Source organism: Rothia sp. L_38, assembly GCF_050689125.1.
Taxonomy (GTDB): Bacteria; Actinomycetota; Actinomycetes; order Actinomycetales; family Micrococcaceae; genus Rothia.
Window position 1 is genome coordinate 101657 of sequence record NZ_JBOEQD010000004.1, and the last position, 22076, is coordinate 123732.

17 protein-coding genes and 3 tRNA genes are annotated in these 22076 nt (G+C 58.8%); 9 read left to right on the forward strand and 11 right to left on the reverse strand.

All coding sequences use genetic code 11. The annotated features are described in order from the left end of the window. Window positions 1-25: 25 nt before the first annotated feature. The 6 genes from ACRCJM_RS04135 to bcp form a co-directional block, all read right to left on the reverse strand. Window positions 26-883 carry an alpha/beta fold hydrolase gene (locus tag ACRCJM_RS04135; RefSeq protein ID WP_431463907.1) on the reverse strand — a complete coding sequence of 286 codons (858 nt, stop codon included), beginning with the start codon at window positions 881-883 and terminating at the stop codon, window positions 26-28. A gap of 71 nt (window positions 884-954) precedes the next feature. Further along, entirely contained in the window at window positions 955-2061 is a 1107-nt protein-coding gene (locus tag ACRCJM_RS04140; RefSeq protein ID WP_431463908.1) for a YihY/virulence factor BrkB family protein, read from the reverse strand. Between the two features lie 170 nt (window positions 2062-2231). Beyond that, a complete protein-coding gene (locus ACRCJM_RS04145; protein ID WP_431463909.1) occupies window positions 2232-3710 on the reverse strand; it encodes a malate:quinone oxidoreductase in 1479 nt (492 codons plus the stop codon). Between the two features lie 161 nt (window positions 3711-3871). Beyond that, window positions 3872-5599, reverse strand: a complete 1728-nt coding sequence (locus ACRCJM_RS04150; protein WP_431463910.1) for an ABC transporter substrate-binding protein — start codon at window positions 5597-5599, stop codon at window positions 3872-3874. Window positions 5600-5715: 116 nt separating this feature from the next. After that, window positions 5716-5797 (reverse strand) — tRNA-Leu (locus ACRCJM_RS04155). Between the two features lie 73 nt (window positions 5798-5870). Further along, a complete protein-coding gene (gene bcp, locus ACRCJM_RS04160) occupies window positions 5871-6341 on the reverse strand; it encodes a thioredoxin-dependent thiol peroxidase (protein WP_431463911.1) in 471 nt (156 codons plus the stop codon). A gap of 200 nt (window positions 6342-6541) precedes the next feature. Here bcp and ACRCJM_RS04165 point away from each other — a divergent pair, with 200 nt between their 5' ends. The 3 genes from ACRCJM_RS04165 to ACRCJM_RS04175 all read left to right on the forward strand — a co-directional run bounded on the left by ACRCJM_RS04165 (window position 6542) and on the right by ACRCJM_RS04175 (window position 7655). Next, window positions 6542-7156 (forward strand): MarR family winged helix-turn-helix transcriptional regulator, encoded by a 615-nt coding sequence (locus ACRCJM_RS04165; protein WP_431463912.1) that lies wholly within the window; start codon window positions 6542-6544, stop codon window positions 7154-7156. 168 nt (window positions 7157-7324) lie between these two features. Continuing rightward, window positions 7325-7397 (forward strand) — tRNA-Lys (locus tag ACRCJM_RS04170). A 185-nt stretch (window positions 7398-7582) separates the two neighbouring features. Further along, a tRNA-Lys gene (locus tag ACRCJM_RS04175) sits at window positions 7583-7655 on the forward strand. A 102-nt stretch (window positions 7656-7757) separates the two neighbouring features. Here the strand turns inward: ACRCJM_RS04175 and ACRCJM_RS04180 are convergent. Continuing rightward, window positions 7758-8210, reverse strand: a complete 453-nt coding sequence (locus ACRCJM_RS04180) for a hypothetical protein (RefSeq protein ID WP_431463913.1) — start codon at window positions 8208-8210, stop codon at window positions 7758-7760. Between the two features lie 516 nt (window positions 8211-8726). Between ACRCJM_RS04180 and ACRCJM_RS04185 the strand changes: the two genes are divergently transcribed. From ACRCJM_RS04185 to metG, 5 genes are all read left to right on the forward strand, one after another. Continuing rightward, window positions 8727-10478, forward strand: a complete 1752-nt coding sequence (locus ACRCJM_RS04185; protein WP_431463984.1) for an acetolactate synthase large subunit — start codon at window positions 8727-8729, stop codon at window positions 10476-10478. Continuing rightward, a complete protein-coding gene (ilvN, locus tag ACRCJM_RS04190; protein ID WP_185174490.1) occupies window positions 10475-10984 on the forward strand; it encodes an acetolactate synthase small subunit in 510 nt (169 codons plus the stop codon). The genes ACRCJM_RS04185 and ilvN overlap by 4 nt, the downstream gene beginning before the upstream one ends. 148 nt (window positions 10985-11132) lie before the next feature. Further along, entirely contained in the window at window positions 11133-12161 is a 1029-nt protein-coding gene (ilvC, locus tag ACRCJM_RS04195) for a ketol-acid reductoisomerase (protein ID WP_185174491.1), read from the forward strand. Between the two features lie 256 nt (window positions 12162-12417). Continuing rightward, window positions 12418-14013, forward strand: a complete 1596-nt coding sequence (serA, locus tag ACRCJM_RS04200) for a phosphoglycerate dehydrogenase (RefSeq protein ID WP_431463914.1) — start codon at window positions 12418-12420, stop codon at window positions 14011-14013. A 76-nt stretch (window positions 14014-14089) separates the two neighbouring features. After that, window positions 14090-15631 (forward strand): methionine--tRNA ligase, encoded by a 1542-nt coding sequence (gene metG / locus ACRCJM_RS04205; protein WP_431463915.1) that lies wholly within the window; start codon window positions 14090-14092, stop codon window positions 15629-15631. Window positions 15632-15729: 98 nt separating this feature from the next. Here metG and ACRCJM_RS04210 read toward each other — a convergent pair whose 3' ends face one another. Then, window positions 15730-16797, reverse strand: a complete 1068-nt coding sequence (locus tag ACRCJM_RS04210; RefSeq protein ID WP_431463916.1) for a hypothetical protein — start codon at window positions 16795-16797, stop codon at window positions 15730-15732. A 219-nt stretch (window positions 16798-17016) separates the two neighbouring features. Between ACRCJM_RS04210 and ACRCJM_RS04215 the strand changes: the two genes are divergently transcribed. Further along, window positions 17017-17832 (forward strand): hypothetical protein, encoded by an 816-nt coding sequence (locus ACRCJM_RS04215; protein ID WP_431463917.1) that lies wholly within the window; start codon window positions 17017-17019, stop codon window positions 17830-17832. Window positions 17833-17884: 52 nt separating this feature from the next. Here the strand turns inward: ACRCJM_RS04215 and ACRCJM_RS04220 are convergent, their stop codons facing one another. The 3 genes from ACRCJM_RS04220 to ACRCJM_RS04230 all read right to left on the reverse strand — a co-directional run bounded on the left by ACRCJM_RS04220 (window position 17885) and on the right by ACRCJM_RS04230 (window position 22010). Continuing rightward, the gene (locus ACRCJM_RS04220) at window positions 17885-20476 is read right to left on the reverse strand and encodes an FtsX-like permease family protein (RefSeq protein ID WP_431463918.1); all 2592 of its coding nucleotides are present in this window, start codon (window positions 20474-20476) and stop codon (window positions 17885-17887) included. A gap of 1 nt (window position 20477) precedes the next feature. After that, window positions 20478-21227, reverse strand: coding sequence for an ABC transporter ATP-binding protein (locus tag ACRCJM_RS04225; protein ID WP_431463919.1), 750 nt, complete (start codon window positions 21225-21227; stop codon window positions 20478-20480). A 156-nt stretch (window positions 21228-21383) separates the two neighbouring features. After that, window positions 21384-22010 (reverse strand): response regulator, encoded by a 627-nt coding sequence (locus ACRCJM_RS04230; RefSeq protein WP_431463985.1) that lies wholly within the window; start codon window positions 22008-22010, stop codon window positions 21384-21386. Window positions 22011-22076: the final 66 nt, after the last annotated feature.

Consider the following 22076-nt stretch of genomic DNA (forward strand, 5'->3'; position numbering starts at 1 on the left):
AGATAGAGCTACCTGCTGCTACCCTCTACGCTACCGTGTGGCTAGGTTCCCTGCCAGCCGGTGAGACCGCGTGACGCGCTATGAAGTCGGCAGCTGCCCGGCGGGCTTGGCCGCTGGTCAGGGAGTTAATATGGTCACGGCCAGCTAGCTCCAGATAGGCGGACGCCGGGTGCGGCAGGGTAGCGGCAAGGGCAGGCAGGTCTGTGGTCAGGTCGTCCTGAGTTCCCGCGAAAAGGATGGTGGGGCAGGCCGGTAGGTCTTGAGCACTGAAGGGCTCAACCGGCTGGGCGGTGAAGGACGCCAGATGAGCGTGAGGTATAGGGCTAGCCGCTAGGACAGCCTGCAAGCCAGCGGGCAGGGGCTGGCCTGACCTGTTGCCCTGGGCCAGAGCTGTCTGCAGCCCAGTCAGGTGGCTATCTAGGGGCATTCCCCCCAAGGTCAGGGTTTGTACTAGCTTCGGGTAACTCAGGGCAGCCTGCCAGCAGATGCGGGCGCCCAAAGAATAGCCCAGCAGGTGAACCGGTGATTTTAATGGAGAGAGGGCCTGGTGCAGGGCATCAGCTAAAGAGGTAATTAGACCGCCCTGCCGCCAGCTTACATCCACTTGTCGGGTCTGCTCCCGCTCTTCTACTTCGTCTGCATCTGCGTGCTGTGCAATGGTCAGCCGGTGATAGGGCAGCGTCACCAGATGCACGTCAGCCCCAGCTCGGTGTAACTGGCGCACCCAGCCTGTCGTCTGCCAGGTCACCTCGGGGGTGGCGGCAAAGCCGTGCACCGCCACCACCTGCTGGCCCTCACAGGGGCGAGGTGGTACGTCCGCGCCGAGCGTGGGGGCTGAAAGCGTCTCAATCGAAAAGCAGGGCTCGTACATACCCTTAAGCATAAAACTCCGGCTCCTACACACAGTAGGAGCCGGAGTGAAAATAGCGGACAGAGAAGTTCAGAAACTGTATGTTACTCGGAGTCTTTGTCTTCCTGCTTCTTTGCCATCTGTTCGAAGTCAACACCGTTGTGGGCTAGGCGAATCTTGCGGCCTTCTTCGACCAGGTTCTCCTTCTTTTCTTGGAGCTTGATCGCCATGGTGTCATCACGCGGGGACAGCTGGAGCTCGTCCTCAGCCTTGATACCTGCCTGCAGCTCGCGGCCGCGCTGAATTTCAGCGTCAATCTGAGCACCGAGCAGCAGCACATTGTTCATGATCCAAATGAAAAGCAGCATCACGATAACGCCACCAATCAGGCCGTAGGTGGCATTGTAGGAACCGAAGTTCGAAACGTAGAAGGTGAAACCAAGTGCTGCAATTGCCATCACAATGAGAGCGATACCGGCACCGGGAGTGAGGAAGCGGAACTTAGGCTGCTTGATATTGGGGGTCGCGAAGTAGAGCAGGCTAATTAAAATAACAGCTAGAACCAGCATGATGGGGTAGCGAAGCCACATCCAGATACCGATGAAACCACCGAGCTCAACAGCGGGAATAGCGTTCTGAACTGTGGTCAGTACGTCTTCTGATGAGAGGAGAACCAGCATCATTGCAACTACAATCAGCACCATAGCAGCGGTTACCAGCAGATTGAAGGGGCGAAGCTTCCAGATAGGACGCCCTTCGACCACACCGTAAATCTTGTTCATCGCGCGGCCAAAGGCACCGATGTAACCTGATGCTGTCCAGAGGGCACCAACCACACCGGTAACCAGAGCCAGACCAGCAGCAGTTGAGCTGGTGAGCTGGGTAATGGGTTCCTCTAGGAGAGTCAGCATTTCAGCCGGGGCGTAGTCTTCAAGGAAGTTGAGAATCGCGTCAGTGGTCTGCTGACCCTGCCCAAAGACACCGAGGAGAGACACTACAGCCAGAAGGCCGGGGAAGATTGAGAGCACCGTAAAGTAGGTGAGAGCGGCTGCAAGGTCGGTGCAGCCGTCGTTCGTGAATTCGCTGAGAGCGCGTTTGAAAATATACTTCCAGCTTGACCCGCTCATCTCCGAGAGTTTGGCGGGCTTGGACACCTCTTTGTGGGCATCCTCGGTCACGGACCGGCTAATGGTTTGTTCTTCGAGAGCCATGGTGTCGTCCTTAGGGCATGCAGTGATTTAATCAGTAAACATCTTATCAGTAGCATGATAAAAAGGTGCGCCAGCAGTTGAGCAACCCCGTTAAAGATGCGCTGCCCCGGCCGGTGAGGTCGGGGCAGCGTACGATGTGGTGAGCTGCTCGGTGGGCGGACGCCTTCGGGCTAGTTGTCGATACCCAGCACCTGGGCGGTGTGAGCGAAGAGCTTGTCTGCCAGGTCATGGTTGTCATTGAGCTTGACGCCGTAGCCGGGCACCAGTTCCTTGATGCGGGGTTCCCACTGGTTTATCTTGGCGGGGAAGCAACGGGCCAACAGGGTCAGCATGATGGGGGCGGCGGTTGAGGCGCCGGGGGAGGCACCCAACAGGGCCGCAATCGAGCCATCGCCCGAGGCGATGAGTTCGGTACCGAACTGCAGCATGCCGCCCTTCTTGGAGTCCTTCTTAATAACCTGCACACGCTGGCCAGCGGTGATGAGCTCCCACTCGTCAGCTACCGCGGTGGGGTAGTACTCGCGCAGGGAGGCTACGCGCTCGTCGCGGTTCTTGAGGAGTTCACCGATGAGGTACTTGGTGAGATCCACGTTGTCCAGGCCCGCACGGATCATGGGGACCAGGTTGTCCGGGCGCAGAGAGAGAGGCATATCGAGCAGGGAGCCCTGCTTGAGGAAGTTGGTCTTAAAACCAGCGTAGGGGCCAAAGAGCAGGGAGCGCTTGCCGTTGACGTAGCGAGTATCGAGGTGGGGCACTGACATGGGTGGGGCACCGACTGAAGCCTGACCGTAGACCTTAGCATTGTGCTTGAGAGCGGTTTCTTCGTTGGTATTACGGAAGAAGAGGCCGGAGACGGGGAAGCCACCGAAGCCCTTGCCTTCCTTAATACCTGACTTCTGCAGGAGGTTGAGGGCTCCACCACCGGCACCCAAGAAGACGAACTTGGCGCGGATGGTTTGGCTGTGCTCGGAGTTCAGGCGGTTCTTGACCTTGACCAGCCAGCGACCGTCGCTCTGCTGCTCAAGGTTGGTGACCTGCTGGCCGTACTGAACAGTGACGCCCTGCTCGACCAGGTAATCCACCATCTGTTGGGTAAGATTGCCAAAGTCCACATCGGTACCCTCGGGAGACCAGGTAGCGGCGATTTTCTGGTTGGGGTCGCGACCCTCCACAGCCAGGGGAGCCCACTGGCGAATCTGGTCGAAATCGGTGGAGAACTTCATGCGCTCAAAGAGCTTCTGGTTCTCGAAGGCCTCAAAGCGCTTGCCTAGATAGCGCACATGGTCTTCACCGAAGACCAGGGACATGTGGGGCACAGGGTTAATGAAACTGGCGTCCTTAATCTTGCCCTCTTCAACCAGGGAAGCCCAGAGCTGGCGGGAGACCTGGAACTGTTCGTTAATACCCAGAGCCTTAGCCGGGTCGACAGTTCCGTCAGGGCCTGCCGGAGCGTAGTTGAGTTCGCAGAGCGCTGAGTGGCCGGTACCCGCGTTGTTCCAGGGGTTAGATGACTCCTGCCCTACCTGATCGAGGCGCTCCAGCAGGGTGATATTCCAGGTGGGTTCTACTTCTTTGAGTAGGACGCCCAGGGTTGCGCTCATGATACCGCCGCCCACTAGGACGACGTCGGTCTGTACTTCGTTTGCCACGTGATTGACACTCCGTCACTCTAAGACTGTGGTGCCCGACGCTGGACACCGGCTGGGGTGGGGCCCATCGGCCCCGTTCTCTTCTTTAGAGTAGTACAGATAGAGCGACGTACCTAACACGCACGGTTCTTTGACGTACTTTTGCGGGCGCCTGCGGTGGGCTAGTCGTCGATGTGCACGGTTGAGAAATCATCGATGCAGGTAGCACTTACCGTGTAGGTGCGCACCCGCTGCCCCTGAGTGACGCCCGAGACCGGGTAGACCAGAGGAATTGCAGAGAGTAGGTTGGCTACCTGGTTATTGATGTCCTTGTAGGCTTCCCGCCATTCGGCGATATCGGTGTGGGTATCGGCTTCGTCGATGGCCTGACGGATACTGGAGTAGCTGGCAGTAGTCTTGGTCGGTTCGGTGGTAGCTGCTGTGGAAGAGGGGGAGGTGGTGGCACTGGCGCTTGCGCTCGGGCTGGGTTCGCTGATGGTGATGGGCGCGGACGCCGCCGGGGTCAGCACATGCCCCAGAAAGGCGGTGGGGTCGCGGAAAGCTCCGATAAAGCCGGTCAGCTCTAGCCCGTAGTCGGGGTGGGCGGTAGGCACGTCCTCGGAGCCGGCGTCCGACCAGCGGTAGGGTTTGGGCACGATGTTGAAGCCTGCCTCAACCAGGTTCGCCGAGATCAGCGAGTAGATACCTTCGGGGGAGGGTAGGGAGGGCAGAGAGAGGTTAACCGGGTAGTAGAAATCAATGGCCTGGTTGGCGTAGGTACTTGCTCTGAGGAGTTCTTGAGCACGGGAGAGGTTGTAGGTATAGACCTGCTCCATGTCCTCGTTCTTCATCTGGAAGAGGGCGGGAATGAAGTCGGGGGCGGTATTGGTGCCCTGAGGGTAATAAGCCTCGACGATAGCGGCCCTGTCGATGGCGCGGGCTAGCGCCTGGCGCACCCGAGCATCGTCGAAGGTGGGGTGAGAAAGATTGATGCCTAGGTAGGCAATCGCATAGGGGTCGCGGGACTGAACCGGGTACCCATCAAGAGCCAGGGGCACATAGTCTTTGAGGGCTACCTGATCGTAGGCATCGATGCTTCCTTCAAGTAAGTTGTAGTAGCGTTTTTCGGCATCGGGGATGGTGAGAAATTCGATGGCTGCTAGGTCTGGAATCTCACCCCGGTAGGCGGTGTTACGGGTAAGAACGGCGGTGCTGTCATCCCAGGAACTGAGCATAAAGGCTCCGGTCCCTATGGGGGTGCTGGTGAGGTAGCCGTCCGCCCCGATACTGCTGGGTAAAACCAGCCCAAAGGCAGGCTGGGTGAGGGCCTTGAGGAAGCTGCGGGAGGGACGGCTAAGCGTGAGCTTGAGACTGGTGTTACTTGGTGCTGACCAACCGGTTACCAGGGGACTTGAGCTGTTGTTTTCAGCGAGCTGAACGGTGCCGAAGAGCTGATGGAAGGGCTGGGTTATTCGGGTGAGGGGGGCCTTGCCCAGCTGCGCCCAGCGTTCAATATTGGCTATTACGCCCTCAGCCGTGAGCCGGGTGCCCTCGCTAAAGGTGGCATTCTCTACCAGGGTAAAGGTATAGGTGCGGCCGTCTTCACTGACCTCCCACCTTTGGGCTAGGGAGGGGGAAGGCTCTCCGGTATTGACGTCCGCTCGCACTAGGGGCTCTAGGATCTGGGCGCTGATGCGGTGGCTTTCGACCCGGTAAGTGGCTGCCGGGTCTAGGGTGAGCACCTGGGCGCCTTGAGCGAAGCGGAAGGTTGGCCCTGCGCCCTCGGTGGCGGAGGCGGACGCAGATGGCTCGGCTTCTGGTGATGATGAACAGGCTGCGAGGGCAAAGCCAGCGGTAAGTAGTGAACCGTAGTGAATCAGGGTGCGACGGGTGAGGGCTGGAGTTGCCATAAGAGAATCCCCTTCGTTCTGAGGGTCGTTGATCTAGGCTGTGGCCGCCAGGTTCTGGCTATCAAAAAACCCGTCCAACCGTGGATAAACCGGGCTGAACGGGTGTTTCGTCAGTGTGCGCGAGGAGGGACTTGAACCCTCACGCCGTAAGGCACAGGAACCTAAATCCTGCGTGTCTGCCAATTTCACCACTCGCGCATGCGGTGCTGTCAGCACAACAGTGTCTATGCTACATCAACTTGGCAGATTTTGCTAAATACGCGTGCCTGACCTAAGAGTCAATACCTAAATCCCGGCGGAGCTTAGCCACATGACCCTTAGCGCGTACGTTGTATTGGGCCACCTCAACCACCCCATGTTCATCGATGACGATGGTAGAGCGAATCAGTCCTATGTAGGTCTTGCCGTAGTTTTTCTTCTCACCCCAGGCGCCATAGGCTTCTGCGACAGCGTGGTCTTCATCAGAGAGGAGGGGGAAAGTAAGGCTTTGGTTCTCGGTAAAGGTGTCCAAGGCCTTGATTCCGTCGGGGGAAATTCCCAGGACGGTGTAGCCCTGTGAGGTGAGCGATGCCAGGTTGTCTCTAAAGTCGCAGGCCTGGGTAGTACACCCGGGGGTAGAAGCCTTGGGGTAGAAGTAGACGACAACTTTCTGGCCGGCATAGTCAGCCAGAGAGACTGTTCCGCCCCCAGCGGCGGGTAGGGTGAACTGGGGTGCGGGGGTTCCCTGGGCAAGTCGTTCCACGGGCGTCCTTTCACAAAGGTGATCAGAGAAGGGGGTGTAGCTAGCAGGAGCATGCCACTGTTCACAGCTTATCAGGGGCACGTTCCTCAGGATTGAGTTGAGATACGGGGTCGTTCAACAATTACTCAGTGTACAGGCGGTTGTGTCAAGCACCTGTCATGTCTAGGTATATAAGTACTGAGTATGCTTATAATGGTGCTATGCCAGAAATTCGTAATTGGTCGATTAATCGACTCCTCTCAACTGCAGCGCGCATGCTGGAATACAGCTGGAATGATCAGCTGAAGTCGCTTGGGCTCACCCATGCTGGCGTGACAGCACTTGGCGTCATTGCCCGCGAAGGCATGATTTCACAGGTAAAGGTTGCAGCCCTGGTGGGCGTGCAGGCGCAGACCATGGGCAAGACCCTTGCGCGACTCGAAGCGCACGGGCATGTTTTCCGCATCCGTAACACTATTGACCGCCGCAGCTACCTTCTAGGTATCACCGAAGAGGGGCGGCGCGTGCTGGCCGAAGCAGAGAACATTGACCGCAAGCTTGGATCTGCCGGCGAGCTCTCAAACCCTGAATTTCGCGAAATGCTCATTCATATCATCGAAAGCCTCAATGAACACCACGGCGGTGGTGAGGTGCTGGATGATGTTGCCGGTGAGCATGCTGCCCAGATTGGGGCTATCACTGAATCTTTAGCAGAGGCTCCGTCGGCAGAGACCGACGTACCCGAGGCTAATGTCACGGAGCCTGTCGTTGAACGTGTAAATACCGCTGTCATGGACGTTATTACGCCAGAGATGATTGCCGAGTATCGTAAGTAGTGCGTCGAGGCCTCCTGCTACTAGGGCAGGGGGCCTCTGACTTTAGGGTGCAAATTTCAGTTTTTATGAAGGTTTTCACAAATGCTGATTTCGGCTTGCATGCGCCATAAAAGGTGCGTATAGTAGAACCTGTTGCTGAGACAGGTTCTCGGCCTGACAAGTACATATGCGCCTCTAGCTCAATTGGCAGAGCAATTGACTCTTAATCAATGGGTTCTGGGTTCGAGTCCCAGGGGGCGCACGGAAGGGGAAGTCCGATCGGTTCGCCGGTCGGGCTTCTTTGTGTCTAAAAGAGGTTTTGCGGGCGGGTAATCATATCTTGTGTGGAGGTGCTCACAAATGCTGATTTCGGCTTGCGCGCACCATAAAAGGTGCGTATAGTAGAACCCGTTGCTGAGACAGGTTCTCGGCCTGACAAGTACATATGCGCCTCTAGCTCAATTGGCAGAGCAATTGACTCTTAATCAATGGGTTCTGGGTTCGAGTCCCAGGGGGCGCACAGAAAAAGAAGCCCGACCGGCTAGCTGGTTGGGCTTCTTTGTATATACTGACCGGGCTGACCGGCATTTCACTGAGGGCAGTTTGTGTGGATGGGCGAGAGCTATAGCTCCCAAGCCTCAATAATGACCCGCTTGAAATCTTCGATATCAAGTGCCTGGTCGAGTACGCCGCTACCTTCTGAGGTTGCTACAGTCATGTGAGGCTCGAAGGTGAGTGAAAAAGAGGTGCCATTCGTGGACTCTAGCCCAAAGGAAAACTCTGAAAGGCTAAAGGTGCGTGCGGCGTTGGTGTTGTCGATAGAGGTGGGCGTCCCGGTGCCGCGAACTTCGGGCAGCGAGAGTGGGGCAATGACTGCCTCTCGCGGGGTGTCCCTGTAACCAATGAGGAAATGGCTTTGATCCTCTTCCTGGCGGGATGCTACATCTGGGTTTCGGTAGATAGATGAACCTGTAGCAAAAACCAGGTTGTAAGCTCCATAGTTAATAATCTGACTATCGAAGACAGTATGCAGGGCCTTGGCGATTTCACTACTGGTGAGCTGGGGTTCAGTCATGTCATCAGTCTACGTGCTATAGCTGAAGTCTTGGCCAGAAAAGTGCTACTGATTGCCTAAAAGTCTTTAAATGACGATGTGCAAATTTGTGTCGAATCGCCGAGAATGATGCGCAGAGGCTATATTGCAGTATCTTGACGTGTGAAAATGTTGTGTCACATTCTAAGACCAGTTTGACCGGTGTGCCCTTGGGCACGAACAATAAAGGGTATGACAACACGCCAGCAGTCACAGATTATTCTTGTGGTGCGACTCGTGAACGAGTGCGCAACATAAGTCTTTGATGTGTCTTACGGCGTGCGCACCCTTCGCTCAACCAGGCGGAGGGTTTTTTTCTAGGTTTATCCGCAACCCGGCACTACCTACACCCAACGGGCGCATCCACCGCTCACACACAAGATCATCTTCAGACCATCGCGAGGATCACCAATGACAGCGGGAACTCCCATCAACCCTGCAGATCTAGCTAAAAACCTGGGCAACCGTAGCAGCTCAGAAACCTCACAGGTAGAGCGCATGACCGGCTCTCAAGCCATCGTCCGCTCCCTCGAAGAACTGGGTGTTACCGATATCTTCGGCCTGCCCGGCGGCGCGATTCTGCCCACCTATGACCCCCTCTTTGATTCTGAAAAGCTCAACCACATTCTGGTGCGCCATGAGCAGGGGGCAGGGCACGCGGCAGAAGGCTATGCTATCGCCAGCGGCAAAGTTGGCGTAGCTATTGCCACCTCGGGTCCTGGTGCCACCAACCTGCTCACTGCCATCGCGGACGCCAATATGGACTCTGTGCCCCTGGTGTGCATCACAGGTCAGGTCTCATCTAAGGTCATCGGTACCGATGCCTTCCAGGAAGCCGACATTGTGGGCATGACCATGCCCATCGCCAAGCATTCCTTTATGGTGCGTGATGCCCAAGAGATTCCTCGCTGCATCGCCACGGCCTTCAAAATTGCGGCGACCGGCCGCCCCGGCCCCGTCCTTGTCGATATCACCAAGGACGCCCAGCAGGGCATGATGGACTTCTCCTGGCCGCCTGCTAACACCGACCCCCGCGGCTACAACCCCGTCACCCGCGGCCACTCCAAGCAGATTCGCGAAGCGGCTAAGCTTATCACCGAGTCCCAGCGCCCCGTCCTCTACGTGGGCGGCGGTGTCGTCCGCGCTGAAGCGTCCGACGAGCTGCTGAAGCTTGCTAAAACCACTGGCGCCCCCGTCGTCACCACCCTGACCGCCCGCGGCGCCTACCCCGACTCAGACCCCCAGAATCTGGGTATGCCCGGCATGCACGGCACCGTCCCGGCAGTGACCGCCATGCAGAAGTCCGACCTGCTCATTGCCCTGGGCGCCCGTTTTGACGACCGCGTCACCGGCGTCGTCTCGGAATTTGCTCCACACGCTAAGGTCATCCACGTCGATGTAGACCCCGCAGAAATCTCAAAGATTCGTATTGCCGACGTACCCATCGTGGGCGACCTACGCTACGTGCTGCCCGAACTCAACGAGATTCTCGAAGGCGAGTTCGCCTCTGAACTTCCCGACCTGACCGACTGGTGGGCGCTGGTTAACCGCTTCAAGGAAACCTACCCCCTGGGCTACACCAAGACTGACGATGGTCTGGGCTCCCCCCAGTACGTCATCGAAAAGCTGAGTGAGCTTACTGGCCCCGATGCTTACTACGTCACCGGTGTGGGCCAGCACCAGATGTGGTCGGCCCAGTTTATCCAGAGCGAAAACCCCCGCCACTTCATCAACTCAGCCGGTCTGGGTACCATGGGCTTCTCCGTCCCCGCCGCTATGGGCGTCAAGGTTGCCTTCCCCGACTCGGTTGTGTGGGCTATTGACGGTGACGGCTGCTTCCAGATGACCAACCAGGAACTGGCCACCTGCGTGCAGAACAACATCCCCATCAAGGTCGCCATTATCAACAACTCGTCCTTGGGTATGGTGCGCCAGTGGCAGAACCTCTTCTACGATGGCCGCTACTCCAACACCCACCTCAAGACCGGCATGGGTACCGAGCGCGTGCCTGACTTCGTCAAACTGGCTGAAGCTTATGGTTGCGCCGCCCTGCGCTGTGAGAGCGATGAAGATGTTGAGGAAACCATCAAACAGGCCCTGGCCATTAACGACCGTCCTGTCGTCGTGGACTTCAATGTCAGCCCCGATGCCCTGGTCTGGCCCATGGTGCCTGCGGGTGTGTCCAACGACCAGATTCAGATTGCTAAAGATATCTCACCCTCCTGGGGCGAAGATGAGGAGATGCTATGAGCCGCCACACCCTCTCGGTTCTTGTAGAAGATAAGCCCGGCGTGCTGGCCAGAGTCTCAGGCCTCTTTGCCCGCCGCATGTTTAACATTGACTCCCTGGCCGTGGGCCCCACCGAAGTTCCGGGTATCTCCCGCATCACCGTAGTGGTCGATGCTGAGGGCGTGCTACTTGAGCAGGTCACCAAACAGCTCAATAAGCTGATTCACGTGCTGAAGATTGTGGAACTGCCCGATGAACAGTCGGCTCAACGCGACCACATTCTTATTAAGGTCAAGGCGGACGCGGCAGCCCGCATCCAGGTCACCCAGGCCGCCGACCTTTTCCGTGCCAAGATTGTGGATGTCTCTACCGAGTCCGTCATTATCGAGGCCACCGGTTCTGCCAACAAAATCAACGCCCTGCTCGAAGTGTTAGAACCCTTCGGCGTGCGTGAGATTGTTCGTGCTGGCACTATCGGGCTCTCTCGTGGGCCTCGGTCAATGAGCGAGAAGGCCCTGCGCGGCTAGACCAAGGGTCACCACAAAACACTATTCCAAAATATGAAACCTGTGTCTCAAAAATAGCCGAAGCTATTAGGCTAGAGACTGACGGTTCATGACAACCAAGGTTTGGCAGCCACTGCTGCCCCACAAGCGATCAAGGAGATCGAACACCATGGCAAAGATCTACTACAACGACGACGCAGATCTGGCGAACATCGCAGAACGCTCCGTCGCCATCATCGGCTACGGCTCCCAGGGCCACGCCCACGCCCTCAACCTGCGTGACTCAGGCGTAGACGTCCGCGTCGGTCTTGCAGAAGGCTCAAAGTCACGCGCCAAGGCAGAAGCAGAAGGCCTGCGCGTCCTGACCGTTGCCGAAGCAGCTGCCGAAGCAGACGTCATCATGATCCTCACCCCCGATCAGGTTCAGGCAGAGGTCTACAAGAACGACATCGCCCCCAACCTCAACGAAGGTGACGCCCTCTTCTTCGCCCACGGTTTCAACATCGTCTTTGGCTACATCGAAGCTCCCGAGGGCGTCGACGTTGCTATGGTCGCCCCCAAGGGCCCCGGCCACACCGTCCGCCGCGAATTCGAAGCAGGACGTGCTGTTCCCGCCCTGGTCGCAGTTGAAAAGGACGCCTCAGGTAAGGCCCTCGACCTGGCCCTGGCTTACGCCAAGGCTATGGGCGCAACCCGCGCAGGCGTCATTGAAACCACCTTCAAGGAAGAAGCCGAATCAGACCTCTTCGGCGAGCAGGCAGTTCTCTGCGGTGGCGCTTCCCAGCTGATCCAGTACGGCTTCGAAACCCTGACCGAAGCTGGCTACCAGCCCGAAATCGCCTACTTCGAGGTGCTGCACGAGCTCAAGCTGATTGTTGACCTCATGATTGAGGGCGGCATCGCCAAGCAGCGCTGGTCCATCTCAGACACCGCAGAATACGGCGACTACGTCTCAGGTCCCCGCGTCATCACCCCCGAGGTCAAGGAAAACATGAAGGCTGTTCTGGCCGATATTCAGGACGGCACCTTCGCCAAGCGCTTCATGGAAGACCAGGCAGCCGGCGGCCCCGAGTTCAAGGAACTGCGTGCCAAGGGCGAAGCCCACCCCATCGAAGCAACCGGCCGCGAACTGCGCAAGCTCTTTGCCTGGAACAACTCCGTTGACTCAGACTACGTCGACGGCTCAGTTGCCCGCTAAGCCAAGCTACTCTCATCTGCACCAGCAGTGAACTTTCAAGAGCCGGCTACCTCACCCACTCAGGGCAAGGTGGCCGGCTCTTGCCAACCCCCAGTAAACTGGGGGAGCGATTTAGCTACAGCCGTACGGTGAACTGTAGCCTAACCACCGCACTCCTGCTCTCACCAGAGCACCCCTACCAGCGGCGTCCTTAGGGTCCGAAGCGCCAGCTGCCCCACTTTCTCTAACCGTCACCCGCTATCTAAGGAAACCACCTGTGACTGCAAAACCCGTCGTTCTGCTCGCTGAAGAACTCTCACCCGCCACCGTTGAAGCCCTGGGCCCCGACTTTGAAATCCGCTCCTGCGACGGCGCCAACCGCGACGAACTCCTCCCCGCCATTGCCGATGTAGACGCCATTCTGGTGCGCTCAGCCACCCAGGTCGATGCAGAAGCCATCGCCGCCGCCAAGAAGCTCAAGGTCATTGCCCGCGCGGGCGTTGGCCTCGACAACGTCGATATCAAGGCCGCAACCAAGGCAGGCGTCATGGTGGTTAATGCTCCCACCTCCAACGTCATTTCCGCCGCCGAACTCACCGTCGGCCATATCCTGGGCCTGGCCCGTAACATCGCCGCCGCCGACGCCTCCATGAAGGCAGGCCAGTGGAAGCGCTCCGCCTTCTCAGGCGTTGAGCTCTTTGAAAAGACCATCGGCATTATCGGCCTGGGCCGAATCGGTGGCCTGGTTGCAGAACGCCTCAAGGCCTTCGGCACCGAGATTATCGCCTACGACCCCTTCGTCACCTCAGCCCGCGCAGCAGCCCTAGGCGCAGAACTGGTTGAACTGGATGAGCTAGTAGAGCGCTCTGACTTCATCACCATCCACATGCCCCGCACCCCCGAAACCCTGGGCATGATTAACGCCGAGAGCTTCAAGAAGATGAAGAAGACCGCCTACGTGATCAACGTAGCCCGCGGTGGCCTCATCGACGAAGCAGACCTCGACGCAGCCCTGCGCTCGGGCGAAATTGCTGGTGCCGCCATTGACGTTTACGTCAAGGAACCCGCCAAGAACGTGCCCTTCGTTGAGCTGCCCAACGTCGTTGCCACCCCCCACCTGGGTGCCTCCACCTTTGAAGCCCAGGAAAAGGCCGGTATCTCGGTTGCTAAGTCTGTGCGTCTGGCCCTTGAGGGCGACCTGGTGCCCGACGCCGTCAACGTCCCAGGCGGCGCCATTGACAAGGACGTCCGCCCCGGCGTCCCCCTGGCAGAGAAGGTCGGCCGCATCCTCACCGCCATCGGCGGCGACGAAGCCCTCACCCGCGTCGAGGTCAAGATCGCCGGTGAAATCGCCACCAAGGACGTCACCTCCCTCAAACTCTCAGCCCTCAAGGGTGTCTTCACCGACGTCGTCTCCGACAAGGTGTCTTACGTCAACGCCCCCGTGCTGGCTGAACAGCGCGGCGTAGAGGTCGAACTGGTCACCACCACCGAAACCGACTACTTCCGCAACGAAACCGTGCTCACCGGCGCCCTAGCCAACGGCGAGGTTGTCTCCGTAGCCGGTACCGTTACCGGTCCTAAGCTCATCGAGAAACTGACCAACGTCAACGGTTACGATATCGAGATCCCCATTACCGACCACATGCTGGTGCTCGAATACGAAGACCGCCCGGGCGTTATTGCCGCTATCGGTACCCTGCTGGGCACCGCCTCCATCAACATCGCCGGTATGCAGGTCTCCCGCAACGACAAGAATGCTGAAGCCCTCTGCGTCCTTGCCCTGGACTCAGCCCTCTCCCTTGAAGTGCTCGAATCCATCAAGCGGGTAGTCAATGCTTCTCGCGCAGCGGTTATCAATCTGGCCGACTAGTAAGAAGCGCGGGTGGGCTTTTTCCCGTGTGAAATAGCGTTCGCAGTGGTTGGTGTAAGCGGGTAAAGTGGTACCTATGACTTCTACCCCGTACTACATCACCACTGCGATTTCTTACCCCAACGGTGCCCCCCATATCGGGCATGCCTACGAGGTTATTGCCGCCGATACCATGGCCCGCTTCAAGAAGCTGGACGGCTTCGATGTGCGCTTCATGACCGGTACCGATGAGCACGGGCAGAAGATGCAGACCACAGCCGAAAAACAGGGCAAGACCCCCAAGGAACTAGCGGACGAAAACTCCGCCCGCTTCCGGGCTATGGCTGAGCTGGTCGGTGCTGACTTCGACCGCTTTATCCGCACCACCGATACCGACCACTACGCTGCTTCTCAGGCCATCTGGACAAAGATGGAAGAGAACGGCGATATCTACCTGGATAAGTACGCCGGCTGGTACTCGGTGCGCGATGAGGCCTACTACACCGAGGACGAAACCGAGGTGCGGGACGGCGTCCGCTACGCCACCTCAACCGGCACCGAGGTTGAATGGACCGAAGAGGAATCCTACTTCTTCCGTCTCTCCAAGTATGGCGACCGTCTGCTGGAACTCTACTCCACTGAGGGTTTTGTCTACCCCGAATCCCGCCGCAACGAGCTGGCGGCCTTCATCAAGAACGGCCTGACCGACCTTTCTATCTCCCGCACCACCTTCGACTGGGGTGTACCCGTGCCAGGCAATGAAAAGCACGTCATGTACGTGTGGGTGGACGCCCTCACCAACTACCTCACCGGCCTGGGCTACCCCGATACCGAGGGCGAACTGTTCACCAAGTTCTGGCCTGCCGACCTGCACATGATTGGCAAGGACATCACCCGCTTCCACGCCATCTACTGGCCCGCCTTCCTCTGGTCAGCCGGTCTGGACCTACCCAAGCGGGTCTTTGGCCACGGCTTCCTGCTGGTGGACGGTGAGAAGATGAGCAAGTCCATCGGCAATGTGGTTGACCCTGCCGACCTGGTCGCCAGCTTCGGCCTGGATCAGCTGCGCTTCTTCCTGCTGCGCGATGTCTCTTTCGGCCAGGACGGCTCCTACTCAGCTGAAGGTATCAAGAACCGTATCAACTCAGACCTCGCCAATGACCTGGGTAACCTGGCCCAGCGCTCCCTCTCCATGGTCGCTAAGAACTGCGACGGTAAGGTTCCTGTCCACGGTGCCTTCACCGCAGAAGATACCGCCATGCTTGAGATGGCAGCGGCCCTGTACGAGCCAGTCCGCGCTGACTTCGATGAGCAGGCCTTTCACCGCGCCCTGGAGCGCATCTGGCAGGTTGTGGGTGAAGCTAACCGCTACTTCACCGCCCAGGAGCCCTGGAAGCTGCGCAAGACCGACCTGGAGCGCATGAACACCGTGCTCTACGTGACCGCGGAGGTGCTACGCATCGTCGCAACCCTCACCCAGCCGGTTATGCCCACCTCCATGGGGAAGATGCTCGACCTGCTGGCGGTTGCTCCCGAGAACCGCGTCTTTGCGGCCCTGGGGCAGGCCCTCATCCCCGGCACCGAGCTGCCCGCCCCGGCCCCCATTTTCCCCCGTTACGAGGAGCCCAAGAGCGCCTAGGCTACTAGCGGCGTTTCCTATCAATGCATTAAAGGACGCGTCCCCCACCTTTCGCAGGAAAGGTGGGGGGACGCGTCCTTATGCTTACACCCGAGAGGCTAGAACCAGCCGAGCTCAGTGACCTTGTAGTAGACCATCTGAGACAGGGCAATGTAACCCCAGCCGTTCAGGTGCAGGCCGTCGGAGGAATACAGAGACGGGGGAATCTGCCCGGCCTCGTAAGCCTTGCGGTCTTCGTCTGAAGACCAGACACCTGAGCCAGAAAGGGCACCGTAGCGCAGCCAAGACTCCTGGGTCGTTTCGCGCAGATAGGTTTCGGGGTTCATGAACTTAGTGCCATAGGTGCTTGCTGCCCACTCATTATAGGCTTTGACCTTCTTGACACGGTCAGAGTCCAGGGCATCACCCTTTGACGCGAAGTGGCCCATAACGATCGTGCGCTCCGGTGCTAAGTCAAAGCAACGCTGGGTATCTTGAGTGATGCGGTCGTAGTCGCTGATATTATTACGGCCGATTTGGAGTACATGGTAGGAAGAGCGGCTAATCATCTCCTGGTAGGAGTAGAACCAGGCAGCCTCAGTATTGGCGGGAGCGTAGATTTCTTCACCGGGAACAACGCGGGTGAAGGTATAGGTACCCTCTGTAGTCCCTGCCTTGAGCACACCCGCTACACCGCCAACGTAGCCGGGTACATAGGCACTTACACCCCAGGCAACATATGTAGAGTCTGACAGGGTGATGTTGACGCTTCCGCTGGCCGGGATACGGTCGTTGGGGAAGGAGAGCTTATAGATGTTGGTTGCTACGCCTCGGCGGGCTGCGATCATGGTGGAGGTTTCGCCACCGCGGCCGAATTCTAGAATCGGTGCTGAAAGGTAGCTGCTGAGCAGGGCTTCCATGCTCGCATTGAACCCCGCAGGCACGCCCTGGTCGGCTTGGGCACCTTCGAAGGAGGAGCTACCCCACAGGGCCAGGGAGGGGCCGGTGACGGTGGGGTAGGTGAAATCTGAGGGGAAGACGCTGGCGGTTGCGTCTGCTGCGTGGGCGGTAGCGTTGATGGCTGCGGTTCCTGCTGCGGTGGCAACACCGGCCACACCTGTGAGTGCGGCAAAGCGCATGAGGCCACGGCGGCTGGTCTGAAGTCCTTGCTGGTCAAGGGAGGTCATAACGGTAGTAGTCTGCTTTCTGTGACGAGGTCGTCGTGGATTCATTCGATGATTGTGGTGATGCTGCTTCTTCATAGTAGTTAGAATTGAGGCTGATTATCTAGGGAGGACGCCGTGTCATTACTTACGAACCGTTGTGTAAAAGGGCTCGCTGTGCTTGGTTGTTTCACAGCTTTAGGGTTGGCCGGGTGTTCTTCGCAGCCTCAGAACTTTGATGAGTTGACCGCAGAGACTGCCAAGACCGAGCACATTGACAGCTTGCAGTCCTGGATTTTCCCGCCTGCTGAGGCTGAGTCTGCCCGCCGGGCTTTTGTGGAGCGCTGTGTGGCTGAGGCCGGCGGTAGCTACAAGGAGCCCGAGGTTGGGCTGACCCTGGATTCGGCTGTCTACACGGGTCGCACCACCGAGGAGCTAAAGACCTCTGGTTACGGCCAGCTGCCTGCCGCTGAGGGGCGGGCGACCGCTAGCTTTGACCAGGCGGGGCTGGATGCCTACCTGGGTAAGGACGGCGAAGCCTTCACTGTGACCTTCATGGAGTACTCCAGCGGTGAGCTGAACTCGGCTGGCTGCATGGCCCAGAGCTACGAGTACATCTACGGCTCTGTAGAGCGCGGTGTGAAGGCGGCCCTGCTGGCCCCCGAGTTCGCCCAGGCTATTGAGACCAGCCTGCGGGCCGATGAGAACTACCTGGCCCTGCAGGAGTCGTGGGCTACCTGCATGAAGGACGCGGGGTTCGGCCAGGCATCGAGCACCGACCAGGCGGCCTACAGCGCGAGCCTGCTGGGGGCCGATAGCGCCGAGAAGATGCTGCAGGCCGATATTTCCTGCCGTGAGAGCATTTCCTTTGACTCTTCTATCACCGACCTAAAGAACTCCTACTATGAGGCTGTCTACCAGCGTCTTGAGCAGTTCTCTGAAGAGCTCGAAGCGATTCACGCTACAGCCGGGGAGCGGGTTGCCGCTGATAAGACCGACCCCAAGAACACCTCATCGGTGACGGTACCCACCCCCACCGCTAGCCCCTCTGCCAGCTAGGGTAGGGGCGGGCGTCCGCTTCTCTGAGGGGCGGACGCCCGCCCCCGCCCTGCTAGTTCACCTCCTGCAGGGCAGCAACCGGCGGTATATGGGAGGCTGACCTGGCCGGGAAAAAGACCGTGGCCCAGGCCAGGGCAAGGCCGCCTGCGATAACCGCTAGGTAGTGCCAGGGCTGCACGCTGTAAACCAGGGTGAAATTGTTGACAGCAAAAACCTGGAGCAGGAGTAGGGCTGTGAGCGCACCGGCTACGCTACCCCAGATGAGGGCGAAGACAGCCAATAGCAGGGTTTCGTAGCTGACGGCAGCCTGCAATCGACGGCTAGAGAGGCCGTTGATACGCAGTAGGGCGTAGGACCTGCGCCGCTGCTGGGTGCTCAGGAGCTGGGTGTTGGCAAGCCCCACGAGCGAGACCAGTAGTGAGGCCGATAGAAGCCCTAGGACCCAGAGAACTGAGCGCATATCATCCTGTAAGCGGGCTTTTTCGGTTGCTACGCCCGAAAGTTCACCCGCGTCGAGGCCGGTGATTTCGGCGATGGGATTGAGCATCGAGAAGCGGTCGCCCCAGCTGATACCGGGGTCAAAATTAGCCTGGAGCAGGCCAGCCTCGGTGTTCTCTCCGGTGGGGTCTACTAGGTCCGTGCCGCTGATGAGGGTGCCGTTCTGCGTGGTGATGAGGAAGCCGCGCAGCGTATCGGGGGTGATGCTGACGGTGAGTTCTACAGCGTCACGGGTTCCTTCGATGTAGAGCTGCTGGCCCTCCTGTACCCCGAAGGAGTCTGCGTAGGCCTGGCTCAGCAGCACCGTCTGCTCAGTCAGCTTTTGGCCGGTCTGGTCACCGTGCAGGCGGGTGAAGGTTTCGGGGTCTACGGAATAGACCGTTGTGCTGAATCGGCTATCGGACGAGGTCAGCACACTACCCTGGGGCAGGGCCACAAGGGCGGCGTCCACACCGTCGAGCTGGGAGACCTGGCGCTGTATCTCCTGCAGGCGGGCGATGTCTGGTTCGGTAAGTACCGCTTCAACGTCGTAGGGGTAGTTGCGGTCTAGTTCTGCCATGAAGCTCTGCTGCATGGTGGAATAACCGGTGAGGGCTGCGCTGACGAAGGCGGCACAGATAAAGACCATACGCACGGTCACAGAGGCGGACGCCCGTGATTGGGCGATATTGCTGTGGGCCAGGGCCGCGGTGGAGTAGGGGCGGGCAAAGACTCGGAGCAGGGCGAGGCCCGGTGCGACGAGCAGGGGAGCTGCCACCACGAAGGTAAGGGCGGCCAGAACCGTAGCCAGCATGATGAGACCCGCATGGCTCTCCTGAAGCCCGGCTAGGGCGCAGACTACTGTAGCCAGGGTGAGTACAAGGCAGAGGCCGATATAAGCCCAGGTGTGCCTGGTGCGGGGAGCGTTCGGAAGCTCCTGGTAGCCGTTGAGCGCCGCCACCGGCGGTATAGCCCGGGTTGCCCAGACCGGCTTGAGCACGGCGGCGAGGGTAATGAGCGTGCAGACCAGCATGGCGAGAGCACCCGCTAGCGGGTTAAAGGTGATGCGGCCACTTTCGTTGAAAACTAGAGCGGCAAGGTAGGCGGTGATGATACCTGCGAGGGAGGAGAGCGCGCCGAGAGCCGCTGCCTCAACCAGGAGCATGCGCACCACCGCTAGGCGGGTAGCGCCCAGGGTGCGGAGCAGGGCCAGTTCACGGGAGCGGGCTGCCGCATGCACCTTGTAGGTGCTGGCGATGATGAAGGAGCTCATAAGGAGCGAGAGAGCCCCAAAGCCGAAAAGAATAGAGAGCAGGGCAGTGTAGCTGCCCATTCCCTTGCCGACGTCGTTTCTAATCTGTTCCTCAACCGACGAGACGGTAAGGCCGGGAGAGTTGGTAAGAGTCTGCTTGAGCTCCATTAAGGACGTGGAGGTGGGGTCTTTGAGCTTCAGAAGAACCTGCTCGTAGATGCCGTCGGGGGTGTTACCCCAATAGGCGTGGCTGCGTTCAATGTAGTTTGCTACACCGTTACCCGGTGTAAAGACCATATCTGGTCCCGCTCTGTAGCCTGTGGGGCGTTCGTAGATACCGGTGACGGTGTAGGCCGCCTGGGGGAGGGGCTCTGCCAGGTCGGTTTGCTCGGTTACGGTAGAAAGATCATCGAGGACGACCGCTCCGCCCACCCCTACAGAGAGAGCTTCTGCTGCCCGGTCGGTAATCACTATCTGATGGGTGGACGCTGGTAGGCTGCCCTCTTTCAGGGGGTAGGGGAAGAAGGCATCGGTTGGCATATCGGCTTGAACGATGCTGTAGGTGCTCTCTGCCTGCTCTCCTTCAGCCGGTGTATGGATAACGGAGTAGGTAGAGGCCACTGCCCAGGCAGATTCAACTGCGGGAAGACTCAGTACCCGGTCGGCCTGCTCCTTGCTGAGAAGGAAGTCGGTGGCGCCCCCTTGAGTGAATTTGTTGGTGGTTTCAACAACGGCATCGGCGGTGGAGTACTTCTGGCCTGCTGTCTGTCTCACCTCGTCATAGAAGGTGGTATTAATCAGTAGCACAGCGGTGAGAAAGAAGGCTGAAATCGCGATGCCGATAGAGGTGAGGGCAAAACGCAGGCGGTGCTTGCCCAGGTTAGAGAAAGCGACGGTACTTAGGGTGGTAGCCATCTTAATCACCTAGCCTTGCCAGGGCTGAGAGCACACTGGTCTGGGTGGGGGCTTCGAGACCACCGGCTAGCTGGCCGTCCTTGAGCAAGAGCACCCGATCAGCGTAAGAGGCCGCGAGCGGGTCATGGGTCACCATCAAAATGGTCTGCCCCTGTTCCCTGCTGGCCTGCTGCAGGAGCCCCAGCACCTCGGTACTGGTCGCCGAGTCGAGGGCGCCGGTGGGTTCGTCCGCAAAAATGACGGCCGGGCGCGGGAGCAGGGCCCGGGCGATAGCCACCCGCTGCTGCTGCCCACCGGAGAGCTGCGAAGGCAGGTGCTTGAGGCGGTCCTCAAGGCCCAGGGTACGTACCAGCTCATCGTGCCAGATGGTATCAACCGCCATCTTGGCCAGCCCCAGGGGAAGCTCCATATTCTGGGCCGCTGTGAGCGTGGGAATCAGATTGAAGGCCTGAAAAATAAAGCCGATATTACGGGCCCGAAACTCAGCTAGGGCAGCGTCCTTAAGTCCAGTGAGCTCCACTCCCTTAACCTGAAGTGATGTTTGCGGGTCAGGGTCGGGAGAATCAAGAGTTGCCAGGGTGTGCAAGAGGGTGGACTTGCCCGAGCCAGAAGGGCCCATGATGGCGGTGAACTTACCCCGCTCAAAATCAATTGAAATATCGCGCAGGGCGTGGACGGGGGACTCGCCTGCGTAGGTTTTCGAAAGGTTCCGGGCAGAAACTGCTATAGGAATAGTGTGTGAGGTGCTCATATACCCAGTATGGCAAGACAGTGGGGCAGGGCACATCGCACTAGGGAGTGATTGGAAAGAGCCGGGCCTCATACCTAGGTATGAAATAGGCTCGTATGAAACAGGTTCCGCAAACTCACGCTCGCTGCCGACCCTAATAATTTTCAGTATCGAAGGTTAAACCAGCCCTGCCTCGTAGGCAATAATCACTGCCTGCACGCGGTCGCGGGCCTCAAGCTTAGCCAGAATATGCGAGACATGGGTTTTGACGGTCGCCTCAGAAACAAAGAGCTGCTGGGCCATCTCACCGTTCGATAGGCCCTGGGCAATGAGTAAGAAGAGCTCGCGCTCGCGGTTGGTCAGGCTGGCAATCTTTTCAGCGTGTTTCTGAGGTACCTGCTGGGTAGGTGCGCCCCCTGCCAGGTGGGGAATCATCTGCTCAAGGAGCCGCTTGGTGGCGCTGGGGGCGATGACGGCGTCCCCGCGCTGCACCGTCCGAATGGCTCCGAGAAGCTGCTCGGGTGGGGCGTCCTTGAGCAGGAAGCCGCTGGCTCCGCGTTGCACCGCGGCATAGACGTAGTCGTCGATATCGAAGGTGGTCAGCATGACCACCTTGACCTCGGGGTGGGCTGCGATGATAGCTCCGGTGGCTTCGATGCCATCGAGCACCGGCATACGCACGTCCATGAGCACCACATCAGGCCCCAGCCCTGCAGCCTGCAGCTCGGCGACCAGCTCGATAGCCTGCTGGCCGTCCCCGGCCTGGGCCACCACCTGCATATCGGCCTGCGACCCAATCAGCATAGCCAGGCCAGAACGTACAAGCTGCTGGTCATCTACAAGAAGAACTCTAATCACGGTTTTACTCTA